The sequence below is a fragment of the Bacillus sp. NP157 genome (genome assembly GCA_018889975.1).
In the GTDB taxonomy this organism is placed as follows: Bacteria; Pseudomonadota; Gammaproteobacteria; order Xanthomonadales; family Rhodanobacteraceae; genus Luteibacter.
Map to the genome: position 1 here is coordinate 3,625,365 of CP076546.1, position 19,868 is coordinate 3,645,232.

The 19,868-nt window shown below is 68.7% G+C and carries 16 protein-coding genes; 7 read left to right on the top strand and 9 right to left on the bottom strand.

The annotated features are described in order from the left end of the window. Window positions 1-14 precede the first annotated feature (14 nt). The 5 genes from KPL74_16650 to KPL74_16670 are packed head-to-tail and all read right to left on the bottom strand — an operon-like array spanning window position 15 to window position 5,032. The gene (locus tag KPL74_16650; protein QWT19363.1) at window positions 15-1,442 is read right to left on the bottom strand and encodes an efflux transporter outer membrane subunit; all 1,428 of its coding nucleotides are present in this window, start codon (window positions 1,440-1,442) and stop codon (window positions 15-17) included. Further along, entirely contained in the window at window positions 1,439-2,338 is a 900-nt protein-coding gene (locus tag KPL74_16655) for an efflux RND transporter periplasmic adaptor subunit (GenBank protein QWT19364.1), read from the bottom strand. Before KPL74_16655 ends, KPL74_16650 begins: the two co-directional genes overlap by 4 nt. After that, window positions 2,331-2,555, bottom strand: coding sequence for a DUF1656 domain-containing protein (locus tag KPL74_16660; GenBank protein QWT19365.1), 225 nt, complete (start codon window positions 2,553-2,555; stop codon window positions 2,331-2,333). Before KPL74_16660 ends, KPL74_16655 begins: the two co-directional genes overlap by 8 nt. Further along, window positions 2,552-4,567: an FUSC family protein gene (locus KPL74_16665; GenBank protein QWT19366.1), complete on the bottom strand. Its 2,016-nt coding sequence runs from the start codon at window positions 4,565-4,567 to the stop codon at window positions 2,552-2,554. The genes KPL74_16660 and KPL74_16665 overlap by 4 nt, the downstream gene beginning before the upstream one ends. A 3-nt stretch (window positions 4,568-4,570) precedes the next feature. Beyond that, window positions 4,571-5,032 carry a MarR family transcriptional regulator gene (locus KPL74_16670; GenBank protein QWT19367.1) on the bottom strand — a complete coding sequence of 154 codons (462 nt, stop codon included), beginning with the start codon at window positions 5,030-5,032 and terminating at the stop codon, window positions 4,571-4,573. A 182-nt stretch (window positions 5,033-5,214) separates the two neighbouring features. Between KPL74_16670 and KPL74_16675 the strand changes: the two genes are divergently transcribed. The 4 genes from KPL74_16675 (at window position 5,215) to KPL74_16690 (ending at window position 10,578) form a co-directional block, all read left to right on the top strand. After that, window positions 5,215-6,216 carry an iron ABC transporter permease gene (locus tag KPL74_16675; protein QWT19368.1) on the top strand — a complete coding sequence of 334 codons (1,002 nt, stop codon included), beginning with the start codon at window positions 5,215-5,217 and terminating at the stop codon, window positions 6,214-6,216. Then, entirely contained in the window at window positions 6,213-6,998 is a 786-nt protein-coding gene (locus KPL74_16680; GenBank protein ID QWT19369.1) for an ABC transporter ATP-binding protein, read from the top strand. Before KPL74_16675 ends, KPL74_16680 begins: the two co-directional genes overlap by 4 nt. Next, on the top strand, window positions 6,995-7,867 hold the full coding sequence (locus tag KPL74_16685; GenBank protein ID QWT19370.1) for a cobalamin-binding protein: 873 nt from the start codon (window positions 6,995-6,997) through the stop codon (window positions 7,865-7,867). Before KPL74_16680 ends, KPL74_16685 begins: the two co-directional genes overlap by 4 nt. An 86-nt stretch (window positions 7,868-7,953) precedes the next feature. Continuing rightward, window positions 7,954-10,578: a response regulator gene (locus KPL74_16690; protein QWT19371.1), complete on the top strand. Its 2,625-nt coding sequence runs from the start codon at window positions 7,954-7,956 to the stop codon at window positions 10,576-10,578. 3 nt (window positions 10,579-10,581) lie between these two features. On the opposite strand, the gene KPL74_16695 is transcribed toward KPL74_16690, so the two are convergent. Both KPL74_16695 and KPL74_16700 read right to left on the bottom strand, forming a co-directional pair. Continuing rightward, window positions 10,582-11,427, bottom strand: coding sequence for a hypothetical protein (locus tag KPL74_16695; GenBank protein QWT19372.1), 846 nt, complete (start codon window positions 11,425-11,427; stop codon window positions 10,582-10,584). 610 nt (window positions 11,428-12,037) lie between these two features. Then, entirely contained in the window at window positions 12,038-13,933 is a 1,896-nt protein-coding gene (locus tag KPL74_16700; protein QWT19373.1) for an LTA synthase family protein, read from the bottom strand. 123 nt (window positions 13,934-14,056) lie between these two features. On the opposite strand from KPL74_16700, the gene KPL74_16705 reads away from it, so the two are divergent. Further along, entirely contained in the window at window positions 14,057-14,677 is a 621-nt protein-coding gene (locus KPL74_16705) for a PhoP regulatory network YrbL family protein (GenBank protein QWT19374.1), read from the top strand. A gap of 19 nt (window positions 14,678-14,696) precedes the next feature. Here KPL74_16705 and KPL74_16710 read toward each other — a convergent pair whose 3' ends face one another. Both KPL74_16710 and KPL74_16715 read right to left on the bottom strand, forming a co-directional pair. Continuing rightward, window positions 14,697-16,382 carry a glycosyltransferase family 39 protein gene (locus KPL74_16710; protein QWT19375.1) on the bottom strand — a complete coding sequence of 562 codons (1,686 nt, stop codon included), beginning with the start codon at window positions 16,380-16,382 and terminating at the stop codon, window positions 14,697-14,699. Window positions 16,383-16,471: 89 nt separating this feature from the next. Then, window positions 16,472-18,049 (bottom strand): HAMP domain-containing protein, encoded by a 1,578-nt coding sequence (locus tag KPL74_16715; protein ID QWT19376.1) that lies wholly within the window; start codon window positions 18,047-18,049, stop codon window positions 16,472-16,474. 227 nt (window positions 18,050-18,276) lie between these two features. On the opposite strand from KPL74_16715, the gene KPL74_16720 reads away from it, so the two are divergent. Together KPL74_16720 and KPL74_16725 are read left to right on the top strand one after the other, a co-directional pair. Further along, complete coding sequence (locus tag KPL74_16720; protein ID QWT19377.1) at window positions 18,277-18,840, top strand: sigma-70 family RNA polymerase sigma factor; 564 nt, start codon at window positions 18,277-18,279, stop codon at window positions 18,838-18,840. Further along, entirely contained in the window at window positions 18,837-19,856 is a 1,020-nt protein-coding gene (locus KPL74_16725) for a FecR domain-containing protein (GenBank protein QWT19378.1), read from the top strand. Before KPL74_16720 ends, KPL74_16725 begins: the two co-directional genes overlap by 4 nt. Window positions 19,857-19,868 lie beyond the last annotated feature (12 nt).

Genomic DNA, 19,868 nt, shown 5'->3' on the forward strand with positions numbered 1-19,868 from the left:
ATCTTGCGACACCCTCAGCCATGCGCTTGCCAGCCGCCACCAAGGGCGAAGAACAGGCGGATGCGCGCATCGGACGCCGTGGACTCCGCATCGGTAAGCGCGGCCTCGGCCGCCACGCGCGTACGCTCCGCATCGAGCGCACTGAGGTAAGGCGTGCGGCCTGCATGGTAGAGGTCGGCCGCCTGCTTCGAAGCCACGCTGGCTTCCTGCAAGGCCTGGCGCAAGGTCTCTTCGCGGTCCAGCGCGTGCGCGTAGTCACTCAGTGCCGTCTGGGTTTCCTTCAACGCCGTGACCACCGCCTGGTCGAAGGCGGCGAGCGCCACGTCCGCACCCGCCTTCTCCACCTCGACGCGCTCGCGCGCCGAGCGCGTGGGCAGCGTCCAGCTGATCAGCGGACCGATCGACCAGTAACGCGCCGGAGCCTGTCCATAGTCGCCCAGCAGGCCATTGGTTCCCGCGCTCGCACCGAGCGAAACGCTCGGATAGAGCGCCGCGGTGGCGACGCCGATGCGCGCGGTCGCGGCGGCCAGCTTGCGTTCCGCCTCGCGGATATCCGGTCGGCGACGCAGCAGTGCCATGCCGTCGCCGACCGGAATGGGGGCGCCTGGCCGCGGCGCGGCCGTGCAGCCTTTCGCGGCCTCGGGGATATCGCCGGGCACACGGCCAAGCAGCGCGGCCAGTGCGTACTGCGACGCGTCGTGCCTGCGCTGCAAGGGCGGCAGCGCTGCACGGGCGAGGTCGACCTGCGCAGCGGCGCGGGTGACGTCCACGCGGTTGCCGAGCCCTGCATCGAACAGCCGGGTTGCCACGTCCGCCGCGCGTTGCTGCACCGCGACCGTGCGGCTGGCGATGTCGATGTCGTGCGCGGATTCGCAGATGCCGACGTAACTGGCCGCCACCTGCGCGGCGACCGTAACGCGCACCACGTCGCGCGCGGCCTGGGCCGCCTCGGCATCGGCCGTGGCGGCTTCCACGCCGCGGCGTAGCTTGCCGAACAGGTCGAAGTCGTACGAGGCTTCGATGCCGGTCGTCGCCACGTTGAAGGTCGGCAGCTTTTCTTCCTGCAGGTAGGACTCCGCGGAGATGAGCGCACGATCGGCCGATGCCGACGCCTTCGCTTCCACCTCGTGCTCCGCTTCCGCCGCAGCAAGCATCGCCCCGGCACGACGCAGGTTCGCGTCGGCCGCCCGCAGGCCGATGTTGGCCTTCAGCGCCTGCGTTTCCAGTGCGTCCAGCGTCGGGTCGTCGTAGAGCTTCCACCAATCGTCGCGGAGCGGCGCGTTCGCGTCGACGGCGGCGCCCGGGCTGCTTAGGAACGCTCCTTGCGCACGCTTGTCGTTGGCCATGGCATCGCTGGGCATCCTGTAATCCGGCCCCACGGAAGCACAACCAGCAAGCGCCAGCGCGGTGAGGAGCACGGGAAGCGCGCGGTAGCGGTTCACGAGCGCACCACCGGCCTGGCCTTCGTCGCGGCATCGGTGCGAATGGTCACCGTCGCGGTGCGTCCGGCAACCAGCAACAGGTCGGGCGCCGCCTCGTCGATGCTGATGCGCACGGGGATGCGCTGTGCAAGCCGGACCCAGTTGAAGGTCGGGTTGATGTCCGGCAGCCCTTGCGTGCTCGCCGCGCGCTCGCGATCGGCGATGCCGGCGGCGACGCTTTGCACCGTCCCGTGCAATATACCCTTCTCACCCATCACCTGGATCGTCACCGGCAGGCCGGGCTTCACCCCGTGCAGGCGGGTTTCCTCGAAGTAGCCGTCGACATGGAACGAATGCGCATCCACCATCGCGAACGGTGCGTGGCCCGCGCTCACGTAATCGCCGACCCGCACGATGCGGTCGGTGAGTACACCATCGGCCGGGGCCTTGACCACCGTGCGGTCCAGGTCCAGCCGCGCGGTGTCGGCCGCGGTTTCGTCGGCATGCAGGCGGGCCTCGGCGGCGGCGAGCTTCGACGTCACCTGCTCGGCGGCCTCGCGCGCGACCAGGTCGCTGACGGCCTTGTTGCGCGCCGCTTCGCTGCGCAGCTCCGCCACGATGGCGCGCTGTTCCTCCACGGCGGCCGCCGCACGGCGCACGGAAAGCTCGAAGCGTGCGCGATCCACCACGAACAGGGGCTGGCCCTGCTTCACCGCGTCGTTGTCATGCACGTACACCGCGGTGACCAGGCCCGACACATCGGGCGATACCTGCACGGCATCGGCACGGATGTGCGCGTCGCGCGTCCACGGCAGGTCGTCGTAGGCGTGCCAGGCGTGCACGCCGGCGCCGATCGCGACGGCGACGACGGCAAGGGTCACCACCCCGGGAAGCATCTTGCGGAGGAAGTCAGCCACGGGTTGCTCCCGGCAGAAGCGCGAGTACGCTGGCGAAGGCCAGCACGAAGACGGCGAGGTTGAACAGCGCCGGATGCCAGATCCATGCGTAGAAGTGGGTCTTGCCGAGGGCGAAGCGCACGACGCTCTTGATCAGGTAAGCCGCGGCCATCACGGCCAGCAGCGTCGGAATGTAGACGCCGTAGAGGCTGAACTCGCCGTAGAGAGGGATGTTCACTGGAATAGGGCTGGCTTGGATGAAGGGGCTGGGAGGGGTTCGCTGGACGCCGCCGGCGGCAGCGCAAGCAAGGCGAGGCGGTAGCGCAGCAAGGCCGCGGCGGCCGTGCCGGGCGTGGCAGCCAGCGCCGCCATGCCCGCGTCGATCGCCGCAAGCAGGTCGGCCGACGGCGGCAACGATGTGCGCGCAGCAAGGCAGCGCGAGAAATACGCAAGGCTCGCGTCGAGCACCGGGTCGAGCGCCGTTGCGTGGGCAGCACGCTGCCGGCGCAGGTCGATCAGCGCCACGCACACGCGCAGGTCACGCGCGGCATCCATCGGTGCCAGGGGCTCACCCGAGGTGAGCGCGAGCCGCGGCATCCACTGCGCCGTGCGGTCGACGATCCGCGACAGCGACGCATGGCGATCGCTGCGCCGGTCGCGCCGTGACAGCGCCACCTGCTCGCGCCAGTTCGCGACGGCAAGCCGACTTGCGGCGATCTGCGCACCGAACGGGCGCGTGACCGCGCTCCATGCGGTGGCGAAGACCAGGCCCGCCAGCGCGGCGAGGCTGCCGTTTGCATAGTCATCGAAGCTCGCCGCCGAACTGTTGTGGAAGCCGGCGCCCGAGATCGTCTGCGAGGTCAGCAACAGCACGCCCATGTTGAAGGCAGGGCGGCCGGTCAGCGTGCCCACCAGGATCAGTGGTGGCGCCAGCGACAGCGCCGCGGCGGCGAAGGTCGTCACGTGCGGGAACACATAGAACAGGTAAACCAGCCCGGTGGCCACCGCGATGACCTGCCAGAGCAGGAACCGTCCTACGAGCGCGGCGGGCGCATCCGACGCGGCGAAGAAGGCGGTCGACACCGCGACCAGTACGACGCCCGACGCGCCACCGGGCCAGCCGCTATAGAGCCACGCCACGGCGGACACGACGAAGGCCAGCGCGGGCGACAGCGCCGCATGCAGCATCGTCACGTGATCGTAGTAACGGCGCCCGTCGTCCGGTATCCCGTCGCGATACAGCAGCGTCGGCGTGGTGGCCGCCCGGTCCGCGAACGAACGATGCAGCACGAGGCAGTCCTGCCACAGGTCAACGAGGTCACGCAGTCGCTCGGTGGCATGGGCGACCGGCAGCGTGGCGAGGGCGGGCGCACCCAGCGCGTCGTGCAACGCGGCGATCTCCGTGCGTAGCGCATCACCGCGGGCCGCCGCGCCGTCCGCGCCCTGCTGCAGCCAGGCGATGACCTCGGCGAGGATGGCATCGCAACGCCGGTCCGCCCCCGCCAGGGCATCGGCCAGCGAGGCCACCTGCGGGATCAGCATCGTCATCCGGTAGCGAACCTGGCGCGCTTCGACGGCTTCGTTGCGCCGGGTGGCGTCGTGCCCGAGGTGCGTGATCAGTGCATCGAGGGCGGCGATGTCGGTGAGCAGGTTGAAGCGGAGCGGCGGCGTCGCTCGCCGTGCCGGATCCGTGAGCCGGCGGACGGCCCAGGCCGAGGCATCCTTCATCAACACGGCGACGCGCTCGTGGAATACCGGGGCCACGCGTGCCGGGAACAGCACGGTGCTGACCACGCTCGCGCAGACGATGCCGAGCAGGATTTCTTCGGTGCGTGCCACCGCCGTGTCGAAGATCGCACCCGGCACGATGATCGCCGACACCGCGACCAGCGGCGTCGTATACGAGGCGAGCAGGAAACCGTAGGCGCTCGGCGTGTTGTCGCGCAACGACAGGTACAGTGCCACGAGGATCCAGCCGCCCATGGCGAACACCAGGGTCAGCGGACTCTCGGCGAAACAGGCCACCAGCAGCACCGCCATCGCTGCGCCGAGCACGGTGCCGAACACGCGATAGGCCGCCTTCGACCGGGTCGCGCCCGAGAGTGGATGCGAGACGATGTAGACACTTGCGAATGCCCAATACGGATTGGGCAACGGGATCTCGACCGCGATGTAGAACGCGAGGATCGCGGCAAGGAAGGCCTTCCCCGAATAGATCCATTCAGAGGCCGTGGGCAGGGCGATGCGCATGGCTCAGGCTTCCGCGTCGTCCTGGCCGTCGAATGCCATGGCCTGGGTCAGCGCCTCGTTCACCCGCAGCGCGGCGCGGATGTCGTCTTCGGAAACACCCGCGAAGATGGCCCGACGCATCTGCACCATGCGCGCCTCGACCTGCACGGCCAGGGCCTGGCCGGCATCGGTGAGCCAGAGCGTCTTCGCCCGGCGATCGACCTCGTCGGCTTCGCGCCGGACCAGCCCCAGCGACACCAGCTTGTCCAGCGTGCGGACCAGCGAGGGACCGACCACGCCGACCTGTTCGGCCAGCGTGACCTGATTGATCCCGCCGCCGGAGCGGCCGATCAGCAGCATCGGGACGACGGTCGCCGAGGTGACCTCGAACTCCGCCAGGCGCACGTCCAGCATCCGCAGGAAGCGGCGGCTGGTGGCGAGCGAAAGGGTGGTCATCTGCATGTGCAGACGGTCGAGGGGCGTCATGGGATAAAGATAGCATGCTAATTATTGTGGCGACAACAAGGCCTGCGCCGGGCGCACCCAACTGAGCGCCGGCGCGCGCCCGGCCCGCCGAATTCCTTTATCCTGCCGAGTTGTTTCGCGGCCCCGCCGCCAGCCAGGAGCGCCGCCGGGTGCGAAGCGCAGCGACAACACGGATCCCGCGCATGGCCACCTTCGGGGCGGCCGTGCGGCTGTGGTCGGCGCTGGTCGTGCTTTCCGCCCTCGTCGTCCTGGCCTCGGTGCTGGTCGGGGGCGAAGGATCGACGCTGGCCGGGTCATGGCGCGGCCTCATGCATGCTGCCGACACGCCGATGCACTCCATCGTCCACGAGCTGCGCATCCCGCGCGCCCTGGCAGCCTACGGTGTGGGTGGCCTGCTCGCGCTGTCGGGCTGCCTGATGCAGGTGCTGGTGCGTAATCCGCTGGCCGACCCATACACGCTGGGCCTGTCCGGCGGTGCCGCAGTGGGCGCCCTGGGCGCCATGCTGGCCGGTGCCGGGGCGGTGGCTACGGCGGCAGGTGCGGCGATCGGTGCCCTGTTCGCCTGCGTGGCGGTCTTCGTCCTCGCCCACCGCGACCTGATCGCCCGGCGCCGCGGCGCCCATCGCGACGACGCCACCGACCTGATCCTGATCGGCGTGATGCTGGCCTCGGGCTTTGGCGCCATCGTCAGCATGATGCTGGTGCTGGCTCCCGACCGTAACCTGCGCGGCATGCTGTTCTGGATGATGGGCGACCTGAGCGGCGTCAGCACGCCGTGGCCGCCGCTCGTGGCCATGCTCGCGGGCCTGCTGCCGCTGATCCCGCTCGGCCGGCAGCTCAACCTGCTCGCCCGTGGCGAGGAATCGGCCAGTGCGCTGGGCGTCCGACCCCAGGCCGTGAAGTCGGCGATCTTCGCCATCGCCTCGCTGGCCACCGCCGTGGCGGTGACGACGGCCGGCACCGTGGGCTTCGTCGGCCTGGTGGTGCCGCACGCGCTGCGCCGCGTGGTCGGCAACGACCAACGCGTGCTGATACCGGCCAGCGCGTTGTGCGGCGGCATGCTGGTGGTGGTCGCCGATACGATTTCACGGATCGTGGCCGATCCGATCCAGCTTCCCGTGGGCGCGGTGATGGCGATCATCGGCGTGCCGACCTTCCTGTTCCTGCTGGTGAAGCGTCGTTGAGTGCGCCCCTCGCCACCGAGCGCCTGCGCCTCGCGGTGCGCGACCGGCAGCTGGTCCAGAGCCTGGACCTGCGCGTCGAGCCCGGCCAGGTCTGGTGCGTGCTGGGGCCCAACGGCGCCGGCAAGTCCACCCTGCTGCGCACGCTGGCCGGCCTGCGCGATGCGGACGGCGGCCGCGTACTGCTGCAGGGGCGCGACGTCGCCGATTGGAAACCGATCGACCTGGCCCGCCAGCGCGGCTTCCTGCCGCAATCGGTCGTCGATGCGTTCAGCCTCTCGGTGCTCGAAGCGGTCGTGGCGGCGCGGCACCCACGCCTGCCGTTCTGGGCCTGGGGCGACGCCTCGATGGAGGCCGTGCGCGATGCGCTGGCCCGCTTCGAGCTGGATGAACTCGCCGAGCGCGACATCACCACGCTTTCCGGTGGCGAGCGCCAGCGGGTCAACATCGCGGCACTGTTCGCCCAGGACGTCGACGTGATGCTGCTCGACGAACCGCTGTCGTCGCTGGACCTGCACCACCAGATGAAGACGCTGCACGAGCTCGTACTCGCGGCGCGTGCGGGGCGCTCGATCGTCTTCACCGTGCACGACATCAACCTCGCCATGCAGCATGCGACGCATGCGGTGCTGCTCGACGGCCACGGCAGCGCGCTGGCCGGCCCGAAGGATGCCGTGGTCACCAGCGAGCACCTCTCGGCCGCGTTCCACCACCCCATCCACGGCACGACCATCGACGGCGAGATTTTCTTCCGCGCCGAACGCCTCACGGACCGACGCCCATGATTCGCCCGCTCGCTTTGCTCTTCGCCCTTGTCATGGTCGCACCCGCGGCCATGGCCGCCGTCAGCGTCACCGACGATGCGGGCCGCAGCGTCACCCTGCCCGGCCCCGCCCGGCGCATCGTCAGCCTCGCACCGAACATCACCGACACGCTCTACGCCGCCGGTGCGGGCAGCCACGTGGTGGGTACCTCGCGCTTCACCGAGCATCCCGAGGCAGCACGCAACGTGCCCGTCGTCGGCGATGCCACGATGCTGGACCTGGAACGCATCGTCGCGTTGAAGCCGGACCTGATCATGGTCTGGAAAAGCGGAACGCCTGCCGCCCAGGTCGAGAAACTGGCACGGCTCGGCATCCCGATTTATTACGCCGAGACGACCCGACTCGCGGATATCCCCGCGGCCGTGCGCCGATTCGGCCAGCTCGCCGGCACGGAAGCAGCGGCGACCACGAATGCCGACGCGTTCACCCATGCGCTGGACGGCCTGCGTCGCACCTACGCGGGGCGCAAGCGCATGAAGGTGTTTTTCCAGATCTGGGATCGCCCCCTGATGACCGTCGGGCGCGCGCAGATCATCAGCGACGCCCTGGACACCTGCGGCGGCGACAACCTGTTCGACGACCTGGCCCAGGCGGCACCGACCGTGAATCGCGAAGCCGTGCTTTCACGCAACCCGGACGTCGTCATGACGGCAGGCGGCGAAGGCGATTCGCTTGCCGCGTGGAAGACCACGAGCGCCCTGCCCGCGGCCGCGCACGGTAACGTTTTCGTCGTCGACGCACCGACGCTCGCCCTGCCTTCCCCCTCGATCCTGCCCAGCGTCCGTGCCCTGTGCGTCGCACTGGACGAGGCCCGCCAACGCGTTCACTGAACCGCATGCGTTGCCGCGTGCGATGTTGCGAATGTCGTCACGCAAGCCGTGTTTACACTTTGGTCGTCACCCCACCGGTGCCCTAGATGACGGATCGTTCCACGCCGCAGACCACCACCGCTCCGTCCTGGCTACAGGGCGGTGGCGAAGTCGGCGCGCTCATACGCGCGTTCGACTGGGAAAGCACCGACCTGGGTCCGCTCGAACGCTGGCCGCAGAGCCTGCGCACGGCGACCAGCCTGCTGTTGCTGTCGCCGGTGCCGATCGTCCTGCTCTGGGGCGAGAAGGGCTTCATGATCTACAACGACGCCTACTCGGTGTTCGCCGGTGGCCGCCATCCGCAGCTGCTGGGCTCGGAGGTTCGCAAAGGCTGGGACGAGATCGCGGACTTCAACGACAACGTCATGCGCGTCGGCCTGGCCGGCGGCACCCTCGCCTACAAGGACCAGCAGCTGACCCTGCAACGCCGCGGCGTGCCCGAGCCCGTGTGGATGAACCTGGATTATTCGCCGGTGCTGGACGAGAGCGGCCGCCCCGGCGGCGTGATCGCCATCGTGGTCGAGACCACAGAGCGCGTCCGCGCCGAGGCGAGCGTGCGTGAAAGCGAAGGCCGTTTCCGCGCACTGGTGAACGCGACATCGGACATCGTCTATCGCATGGATCCCACGTGGTCGCGCATGGAACAACTCGCCGGGCGCGGCTTCATCGCGGACACCACCTCGCCTTCCGTGGACTGGCTCGCGGAATACGTACCGCCGACGGATCGGGAGCGCGTGCGCGAAGCCATCGACGACGCGGTGAGCGCCAAAGGCGTGTTCGAACTGGAACATCGCGTCATCCAGGTCGATGGCTCGACCGGCTGGGTGCAATCGCGCGCCGTGCCGGTGCTGGATGAGCACGGCGAACTGATCGAGTGGTTCGGCGCCGCGGCCAACATCAGCGTCCGCAAGTCGGCCGAACACTCGCTGCGCGAGAACGAAGCCCGCCTGCGTTTCCTGGATGCGCTGAATGAGCAGACGGCGAAGCAAGCGAGCGCCGACGAGATCCTCTCGACCACCACGCGCATGGTCGGTGAATTCCTCGGTGTCGCCATCTGCGCGTATGCCGACATGGACGACGACGAAGACGGCTTCACCATCCGTGGTGACTGGACGCTGCCTGGCTATGCCAGCATCGTCGGCAGGTACCAGCTGCGCGACTTCGGTGAGCTGGCCGTCGAACGACTTCGCGACGGCAAGCCGCTGATCATCGAAGACAACCGGGTGGAGCTCACGGCCGATGCGTCGGCGACGTTCCAGGCGATGGGTATCACCGCGACCATTTGCGTACCGATGGTCAAGGGCCAGCGGCTTACGGCCCTGATGGCGATCCATGATGGCGCACCGCGCCAGTGGCAGCTGCGCGAGCTCATGCTGATCGGCGAAGTGATGGAACGTTCCTGGGCGCATATCGCGCGCCTGCGCGCCGAGGCAGCCGTGCGCGAAAGCGAACGCCGCTTCCGCGAGGAACTGGAGCAGAAAGTCGTCGAGCGCACCGCCGCGCTCGAACGTAGCGAGGCCAACATCCGCAAGACAGAGCAGGCACTGATGCAGGTGCAGAAGATGGAGGCGCTGGGCAACCTCACCGGTGGCATCGCGCATGACTTCAATAACCTGCTGATGGCGATCCAGGGCAGCCTGGAACTGCTGCGTGAACGGCTTCCACAGGATTCGCTGCTACTACGCCTCGTCGACAACGCGCGCACGGGTGCGGATCGCGGCAGTGCGCTGACCCGGCGCATGCTGGCTTTCGCGCGGCGCCAGGAACTCCGCTCCGACCGCATCGACCTGCGCATGCTGGTCGATGGCATGACCGAATTGCTCGAGCGCTCGCTCGGCCCTACGGTGACGGTGACGACACGGTTCGCCGACGACCTGCCCGCCGTGGAGGCGGACACCAATCAGCTCGAAGTCGCGCTGCTGAACCTCGCCGTGAATGCGCGCGATGCGATGGACGGCGTCGGCGCCATCGTGATCAGCACGAGCGTGGCCCACGTCATCGATCGCAACGCGAAGCTGGTGATGGGGGAATACGTGCTGCTATCCCTCGAAGACTCGGGCAGCGGCATGGATGACGCGACGCTCAAGCGCGCGACCGAGCCGTTCTTCACCACCAAGGGCGTCGGCAAGGGCACCGGCCTGGGTCTGTCGATGGTGCATGGCCTCGCCGAGCAGCTGGGTGGCGAACTCGTGCTGCGCAGCATGCCGGATCGCGGCACCACTGCGGAAATATGGTTGCCTGCCGCGGCAGCGATGCCGGCCAGCCGGCCCGAACCCGTCCGCGAGCCCGCGTCGACGCCCGACTGCCGCAACGCCCGTAGCCTCCGCATCATGACGGTGGACGACGACGACCTCGTCCGCGATACCACGGTGGAAATGCTCGAAGACCTCGGCCATGCCGTGGTCGCCGCGCGCTCCGGCGCCGAAGCCCTGCGCATGCTGGAAAACCACGCCGTCGACCTGGTCGTGACCGACCACGCGATGCCGCTGATGACTGGCGCACAGCTGGCGATGCAGCTGCGCGAGCGCTGGCCCACGCTGCCCGTGATCATGGCCACCGGATACGCCGAGCTCGCGCCGGGCGTGCAGCTGGACCTGCCGCGGCTGGCGAAACCTTACTCCCAGGCCTCTCTCGCCGACGCGATCGCACGCGCCCTGCCCTGCGACGGCTGACCCTCAGGCCTTCGCGACGATCAGCCAGGCGGGCGCCCAGGCGTAGTCGTGCAACAACGATGCGGAAGCGACGCGGTAGCCGGCCAGCGCAAGCTCGTCCTGCCACGCGGCGATCGGCTGTTCCCAGTTCGATGGCGTCGAGGCATTCAACTGGCCAAGCAACATCGGCGCAAGGAACCCGCCCGCCACCAGCGGCGCAGCGTCGCCATACTCCCGCGCAATCCTTTCGTAGCGCTGCGCCAGCGAGGCAAAGCGCTCGCGCGCATCGTTGAACACCGGCACGTCGAATTCCACGATCGCCAGGCGCGTCGCGTGGCGACGCAGCCTGCGCAGCGCATCCAGCCGCTCACCCGGCGGAATCGACTGCAAGGCAAACGTCGACTGCACCAGGTCCCAGCGACGCTCCGGCGCCAGCTGCGCAAGGAACGCCTGCAAGGTCAGCTGCCAAGCCTTGCCCGCCGGCAGCCGCGGACGCAACGCATCCAGCAACGGCCCCGACGGCTCCACGACGTCGACTGTATTCGGCACGCGACGCGCCTGGCCCAACGCCGGCAACAGCGCCAGGCCATCGCCCGCCCCGACATCCAGCACGCAACGCGTCCCCAGCTGGTCATACAACCGCGCCAGCGCCGCGCTCACCGCGGCATACAACGACGGATTACCACCCGCGCGAATGAACAGCTCGAACGCCCGTGGCGCATCGTAAGCACCCTGCTCCTCATCCAACGCGACAAGCCGCACCAGCGCCGCCGCCATCCCCGACCCCTCACCCGCCGCCCGCTCCAGCCAGGGCACGGCATTACCCCGTTCGGCTAGGAGACGCAGGGCATGGGCCAGGGTGTCGGTCATGCCCCCATTCTAGGGAGAGCCACCGTGCCACGCACCCCGGGACGCCATGCTGGCGCCAGCACTGCCCATAGCCGCCGCAATCCGGGTCGCGTGTCCGTTACCGATGTCGCCGCGCGGCGCCGTCACCTGGTCGCGACCAAGCCCGGGCAAGGGACGGCCGTTGCGTGTGCTGTCGATAAGGCGACCAAGACACGTACCGTCGGTCGCGCGCAGGCGCGCTCCTACAAGAGCCGCCGCTGCGCCAGGCGGTCCAACCCAGCTTGCGGGAACGTGGAGGAAGAGCCCTCGGCGCCTACCCTCGAGGCGAGTTCGTGGCGGCGAGGGGGCCGGGCGGAAGAAGCCCGAAGGGGGCCGGCCACGATGGCCGGCCGTTCTTGCCGAGGCAGGATGCCGAGTCAAGAACCTCCGCCCGGCACCCGGTGCGCGGCCGTAGGCCCATAGATAAACGGGCTGCGGAGCAGCCCCTCCTTCTCGCACGCCAGAACGCTGTCTGAGCAGCGAGGGTAGGCGCCGAGGGCTCTTCCCGCGACCACGTACGAACGCCGCGCGGAGATTGGATTTGACGGCACATCCAATCGCGCGCAGGCGCGCTCCTACGGGGACGGTCGCCTCAGGGCTTCGGGGCGAGGCGGTAGCGCTGGTGGCTGTAGGCCCAGCTTGGCCACAGCGCGTGGGCCAGCACCACCTTCTCCAGCTGCGGATCCACCGCCTCCGGATCCAGCTTCTCGCCATCCACCGTGTAGTGGTATTGCGTAGGCTCCTGGTTCGGCCGCAACACCATCAGCGTGTCACCCTTCAGGTAACCGTAGTTATCCCCGTACTGCATGATCGCGCGATCCGGATAACGCTGGGTCAGGTCGGCACCGACCATCGGATGCTCGCTGCTGATGCCGATCAGCGACAGCAGGGTCGGCGCAAGGTCGACCTGGCTGACGATGTGCTCGTCCTTCTTCACCGGCACGCCGGCACCGAGGATCAGCGCCGGAATGTGGAAGTGGCGCACCGGCACCAGGCTCGCGCCGAACACGCGCGCATCGTGGTCGGCCACGATGAGGAACACGGTGTGGTTCCAGTACGGCGAGGTCTTCGCCTTGGCGAAGAACTGGCCGATCGACCAGTCGGCGTAACGCACGGCATTGGCATTGCTCGCCGCTTCGCCCTCGGCCTTGATCCGGCCGGCCGGGTATTCCCACGGCGTGTGGTTGGACACCGAGAACGCCACGGTCAGCGTGGGCTTGTCGCCGTCGTCCAGCAGCCGCTGGTGCAGCTCCTTGAACATGTCCTCGTCCGACGCGCCCCACGAACCGACGAAGCCCGGCTTGGTCTCGAAGTTGGCGCTGTCGACCACTTCGTTGAAGCCATTGCCGAAGAAGAACGAGCGCATGTTGTCGAAGTGCGCTTCGCCGCCGTAAACGAAGCGGGTGTGATAACCGAACGTGTCGAGCAGGGCGCCCAGCGTGAAGAAGTCGCGCTGGCTGCGCGGCAGCTTCAGCACGGCTTCCGCCGGGGTCGGCAGGAATCCGGTGGTGACCGCCTCGAGGCCACGCGCGCTACGCGTACCCGTCGCATAAGTGCGTTCCAGCCACCAGCCCTCGTTCGACAGCTTGTCCAGCTCGGGCGTGTAACCGGCACCGCCGAGGCTGCCGACGAACTGCGCGCCGAGGCTTTCCTCGAGGATGATCACCAGGTTCAGCGGCTTGTCGCCCTGCCGCGTGGCGACCTGCCTGTGCAACGACGGATAGTCCGCGTTGAGCGGTGCACCGCTGAAGCCCGCCGTTTCGCGGACGATGCCATTCATCTCGTCGTCGGCCATCTTGCCGTACACCGCCGACGCCGAACGCTCGTTGCCCAGCGCCAGCGCGGCGTTGAGCACGTTGTAGAGCGAGTTCAGCGGCAGCGTGTTGACCATCGCATCGTTGGTGAAGGCCACCTGCGAGGCGTTGAGCGGGCGATGCTGCAAGGTGCCGCGGCCGGCCAGGAACAGCACGCAGAACACCAGCACCGTCGCGACCGGGCGCATCCAGCCGCGCACGGCGCGGGCATCGGGGCGACGGGTGGGCAGCAGGCGGAAGCCCAGCCAGCCCAGCAGGATGAACACCACCAGGCCGATGCCCACCGACAGCTTGTAGCCCTGCCACAGCATCGAGGCGACTTCGTGCGGACTGGTCAGGTATTCGAAGTACAGGCGGTTCGGCCGGGTGTCGTACTCGACGATGAACTGCGGGGTCGAGACCTCCAGCAGCACGTAGAGCAACCACCACAGGCGCAGCCACCAGGCCGCGATCCGCGTCGGCCACGCGCGGTGGCCCAGCCACGGCGAGAGCAGCGCCGGCCAGGCCACGACCATGGCGAGCAGGGACAGGTCGATGCGCCAGCCGCCCAGCAGCACGGGCCACAGGCCGCCGGCATCATGGACGCGGCTCCACTGCCAGCCAGACAGCGCCAGGCGGGAGACGGTGAGGAAGACGAGGACGGCGACGATGAAACGCCAGGTAAGCTTGCGCACTTGGTTGGTCCGGGCTGGGCGCGGCACGGCCACGCAGTGACGGGCATGTTACAGCTGGCTCACTTTACACTGTGCGCCCTGGCCGCATCTTACGGCGGCCTTTCAGGTTAGCGAGGATCCACGATGTTCAGACTGGCTGATGCCACGCCGATCGCCACCGGCCATGTCCGCGAGGTGTACCAGCACCCGGATGACGAAACCCTGCTGGTCAAGGTCATCGCCAGCGCCTCCATCGAAGAGCGCTGGAACAAGGCCCCGTGGTACCGGCGCACGGCGCGCAGCGGCCCGTACAAGGATTTCGTGCGCGAGTTCCGCGAGTACGTCACCAGCATCTACACCGGCGGCTACGCCACCTCCCCGATCGCGCGGGTGGTCGGCCTGGAGATGACCGACATCGGCCTGGGCCAGGTGGTGGAGAAGGTCCGCACCGCCGACGGCCGGCTCGCCCCTACCCTGCACGACTGGGTCAAGGCCGAGGGTTTCACCGAACGCACCCGCGCCGAGCTCGAAGCGTTCCATGCCCGCCTGCTCAGCCACAACACCATCGCCGCCGACCTGCATGCATGGAACGTGGTGTACGGCGAAGATTCCCGCGGTGGGCAGCGTCTGGTGATGATCGACGGCTTCGGCGAAAAGAACATCATCCCGCACTGCTCGATGAACCGCGCGCACAACGCCTCGCGCACGAACAAGAAATACCAGCGCATGCTGAAGCGGACGATCGCCGAAGCCCCGCAGCGCTAGGCTTCGCGCGAGGCGGGCGCTACGTCGGCCCCGGCGTGCATCCCGGCTTGGTCGCATCCGCCGGCAGCAGTACGAAGGTCACCCGATTGGCGGTGCCCAGCGGCCGCACCTTGTCGGGCAGGACGCATTCGTCCAGCGCATCGTCGTTCGCGAAGATGAAGCGATGCGCGGGATCCGCCGCCTGCCACGCGCGCGCCGAGGCCATCTGTTCGGCGCCGCTACGTGCGAAACCGAACTCGGCCACGGGGCGCTTCGCCTGCAACAGGTTTTCTTCGCGCCATGCGACGAAACCGAGCTGCCCCTGCGAACCGATCGCCGCATCGGCATCGGCCATCACCGCCCGGGTGGACTGGTTGGCATTGAGCAAGGGATAGGTGCCGATGGGCCAGATCATCCAGCCCAGCGCCATCCCGCAGAGCAAGGCGCCGATGCCACGCCGCGGCCGGAACAGCGCCGCCGCGACGAAGAACGCCACGCCAACGGCGATCACCCAGACCCACAACGCTTCGCCGTGGCCGGCCAGCTCGTAACCTTCGGCGATGCGCCGGGCGGCCTTGGGGGCGGACTTCAATGCCCAGGTGCCTGCCGCCGTGAAGACGACACCGCAGGCCACGGTGAACCAGAACCCCACGCGCTGCAGCCAGCGCGTCTTCAGCAACTCGGCGACGTACGGTGCCATCGCCAGCGCCAGCATCGGCAACATCGGCAGGATGTAGACCTCGCGCTTGCCACGCGGGATCGAAAAGAACAGCAGCGTCAGCACGCACCACGCCAGCGGCATCCACACGCGCGCATCGCGCAGGCGCAGCGCGTCACGCCAGCGCGGCACCAGCAGCGGGATCAGCAGCCACGTCGGCAACCACGAACGCACGATCACCACCAGGAAGAACCACGGCGCTTCCTCGTGCTGCCATGAGTTGGCGTAGCGCTCGGCGGTCTGGCGGAACAGGATGTCGTTGACGTAGGCGAGGTATTCCGGGGTGCGCAGCCCATAGGCGGTGCCGAGCATCGGCACGAGCCACAGGGCGATGGCCACCAGGAAGGCCAGCGCACCCGCCGCCCAACGCCAGCCGTCGCGCTCGGTGCGAACCACGCCCGGCCAGCCACGCATGCGGCAGGCGACATAGGGGACCAGCATCAGCAGGGCGATCACGCCGACGCCCTTGGTGATCACGCCGAGACCGGCGGCGAAGCAGCCGATCCAGTACCAGCGCCAGTCGGGTCCACGCAGGCAATGCAGCAGGATGCCGGCGTTGCCCACGGTGATGAAAAACAGGCTGAGCGGGTCGATCTGCGCGTGGCGGATGACGTCCACGAACGGCATCGTGGCGAGCACGATGGTCGCGGCGACCAGGCCCGTCCGCGGGTCCCACAGCCGGCGACCCACGTGCCAGGTCACCGCGAGCGTACCGAGCCCCGCGAACAGGGAGGTCAGCAGGAAGGCACCGCGCCATCCACCGGTAAGCCACATCCATGCGGCCTCGGTCCACATCAGCATCGGCGGCTTGTCCGAGTACAGCTCGGCACCACGGTGCGGGAACAGCCACTGGCCGGATTCGAGCATCTGCCGGGCCACCAGCGCGAAGCGTGGCTCGTCGGGCGGCCACGGATCGCGCAGGCCGATGCCCGCGGCCAGGACCAACAGGGCTATCAACATGAACCAGGCGAACGCGCGCCAGGATGTTCGGTCGTCGGTGACGTGCATACAGCGGCCGGACAAAGAGTCGTAGCCGCATGCTAGCCGACGAATGCTGTGTAGGTCCTTACGGTTTTGTGACGCTCAGGCGCAGGTGGTCACGCGGCTTCGGTGCGGAAAAATGCGACGCTATCGACCAGTGCGGCCGCGCGCGATTTCACGGCATCCGCCGCGGCCGCCGCTTCTTCCACCAGCGCCGAGTTGCTCTGGGTGACCTCGTCGATCTGCCGGACGGCCTCGTTCACCTGCAGGATGCCGCTGGCCTGGGTGTCGCTCAGGGTCGCGATCGTTCGCACGGCGTGGGTCACCCGATCGACGTCGCCGACCAGCATTGCCATGCGATCGCCGGCACGGCTGACCTGGCGCGAACCATCGTCGATCGTCTCGGACGACTCCTGCAGCAGGGCACGGATCTGCCCGGCCGCGGTCTTCGAATGCGACGCCAGCACGCGCACTTCGCCGGCGACGATGTTGAAGCCCTTGCCGGCGTCGCCGGCGCGCGCCGCTTCCACGGCAGCGTTCAGGGCAAGGATGTGGGTCTGCGACGCAATGCGTTCGATGGCTTCGGTGATCTCGGTGATGCGACCGGAGACGTTGGCGATGCGCTCCATCGCCACGACGGCATCGCGCATCGCCTGCTCACCTTCACGGGCACCGGCAAGCGACTGTTCCGCCGCCACGCGCGCTTCGCGCGCATTCGCCGCGTTCGCATGTACGCCGCTGGTGAATTCCTGCATGGACGATGCGGTTTCTTCCAACGCAGCAGCCTGTTCACTGGTACGCGAAGACAGATCGAGGTTGCCTTCGGCGATCTCGCCCGTGGACTGCGAGATTTCTTCCGCGCCCTGGCGGATGCTTGCGACGACCTCGCGCAGCTTCGTATTCATCCGCGCCAGCGCGCGCAACAACTGGGCGGTCTCGTCGCGGCCTTCGGCCTCGACCACGCTCGACAGGTCGCCATCGGCGACCGCTCCCGCCACGGCCACGGCGTGGCCGATGGGACGCGTGATGCTCCGGGCGAGCAGAACCGTCACGATCGCGCCGAGTACGAGGGCGCCCAGGACGACCCCCGCAAGCAACATCAGCACCTGCCGGTAGACCGCGGCGCTGGCTTCTTCGATCTGCCGCGCCGAGGCGGCCGATGCGGCGCGCACGTGCTCGACGATGCCATCGATGGCGGCGGTCGGCGGCCGGTCGATGCCCTTGACCAGGCCGTCCACCACGTGGGCGCTGGTGACGTCGCTGGCCTTGTAGTGCTCCAACGCGGCGAGGTAGGTGGTGCGCAAGCCGGCGTGGGTGGCCATCGCCGTGTCCACTTCGGCCACGGGCAGGCCCAGCGCCTGGACCTGGCCGCGCAGGCGGACGAGGTCGCCGCGGACGGTGTCAGCCATGTGCACGAAGCCATCCCGGTGTTTGGCCAGCGCGGCGGGATCCGAGCCGCGCAGGAGCAGGTCCTTCCACTCCTGGACCTGGCGCTTGAAGTCGACCTGCGCCACGCGCGCGGTGTCGGCCGCGGCGGCATAGGCCTGGGAGGTTTGGGTCGAGCGGGCCTGGAACGCGTGCATCCGGTCCAGCCCGCGCCAGCCCTCGGCGCCGACGATCAGGGTGGCGGCGAGCAGGAGCAGGCCGAGAGCCGCCAGGCGGGTGGCGATACGAAAACGGGAGAGGTACTTCACGATGCGACGGACCAAATGATTGACGCAGTCCGGTTGCATCGAAACGAAGGGGTGGGGAATACCCGTTATCGGCATCTTCGCCCTCTCCTTTACCTCCGTCGGTCCCGGGCCATTTCAATTTTCCGGCTCCCGCACGTCTAGGGTGTTCGCCGGTGCGGAAACTGGCGTGCGTCCCTGCCCGTACGCATGTCGGTTCCGCACCGTGCGACCCTATACCGGACACTTCCATGAATGCGGTACCCCAGACGATGGACCCAACCGAGGCGACAGGCGCGCCCCGCGGACGCCGTGCCGACCAGGTGGTCGCCCTGTTCCGTGAGCACAATGCCGCCCTGGTCGCGTTCCTGCGCGCCCGGCTGAATTCGCTCGCCGATGCCCAGGAGGTCGCCCAGGAGGTGTACCTCAAGCTGCTGTCGCTGGACGACGCCACGAAAATCGACTCGCCGCGCGCCTTCCTGTTCCGCGCCGCGTCCAACCTCGCCGTGGACCGTCTGCGCATGCGCAACGTCCGCGCGGCCGCCCCGGTGGACCCGGACCAGGACGACTGGCACGTGACGCCGCTGCCCGAGCAGCACGCCGCCGCCCTGCAGCAGTGGCGTGGCATGCGCGAGGCACTGGACGAACTGCCGGCGAAAACCAGCCGGGCGTTCGTGATGCACGTGATCGATGGCCGGGAGTTTTCCGCCATCGCCAAGGATATGAACCTGAGCGAGCGCATGGTGCGCTACCACGTCGGTAATGCCCTGGCGCATTGCCGCGAACGCCGAGACCGAGCGGAGACACTTCGATGAGCCTTTCGACCTTCGCCCCCGGCAAACGCATCGATCACGACGCCGCCGAATGGTGGGTGCGCCTGCGCGATCCCGCCCTGCCCGAGCAGGCCCTGGCCCAGTGGACCGACTGGCTGGAAGCCGATCCGCGGCATGCGGCCGCCTTTGAGCAGGCCTGCGTGCTGGCTGAACAGGCCGCGGCGCTGGGCAACGAACAGCGCGCCGACCTGCTCCGTCGCTTTGCGCCGGCGGCTGCCCCCGCCCGCCGCGCCCCGTCGCGCTTCGGCATGGCCCTGGCCGCCGGCCTGGCCGCCCTGATGGTGCTGAGCGGTGGGCTCTACCTTGGCCTGCACCGCGCCGCGGACGCGCCGAAGGCCTACGCAAGCGAGCGTGCCGGCCATCGTGACATCGACCTGCCGGACGGCTCGAGCATCGAGCTGGGCGGCTCCACCTCGATCGTGGCCCGCTACGGCCACGACGTCCGCGCCGTCGACCTCGACGCGGGCGAGGCGTTCTTCCGCGTGGCCCACGCCGAGCGGCCGTTCGTGGTCAATGCCGGCCCGTTGCGCATCCGCGACCTGGGCACCGCCTTCAACGTGCGTCGCACCGGCGACCGCGTCACCGTGGCGGTGACCGAGGGGCGCGTCCGTGTGTCCCCGTCCAGCAACGACAGCGATGCCGGCACCGTCGAACTGGGCGCCGGGCGCGAAGTCTCATTCGATCCCGAGACGCAGGCGATGCGCATCCTCGACATCGATCCCGCCGCGGCGACGGCCTGGCGCGGCCGCCGGCTGGAGTTCGTGAACGAGCCGCTGGCCTCGGTGGTGGAGAACGTGAACCGCTACAGCGCCCGCCCGATCCGCCTGTCCGACCCGGCGCTGGGCCGGATGACGTTTACCGGCACGGTCCAGGTCGATACCATCGACAGCTGGGTGGCGGCCCTGCCGCGCGTGTTCCCCCTCCGGGTGGATACCTTTGCCGACCACCTCGAGCTAGCGCGACAGACGTCCATGGCGCGGAGCCCAAAACCGCGCTGACCCAATCCGACC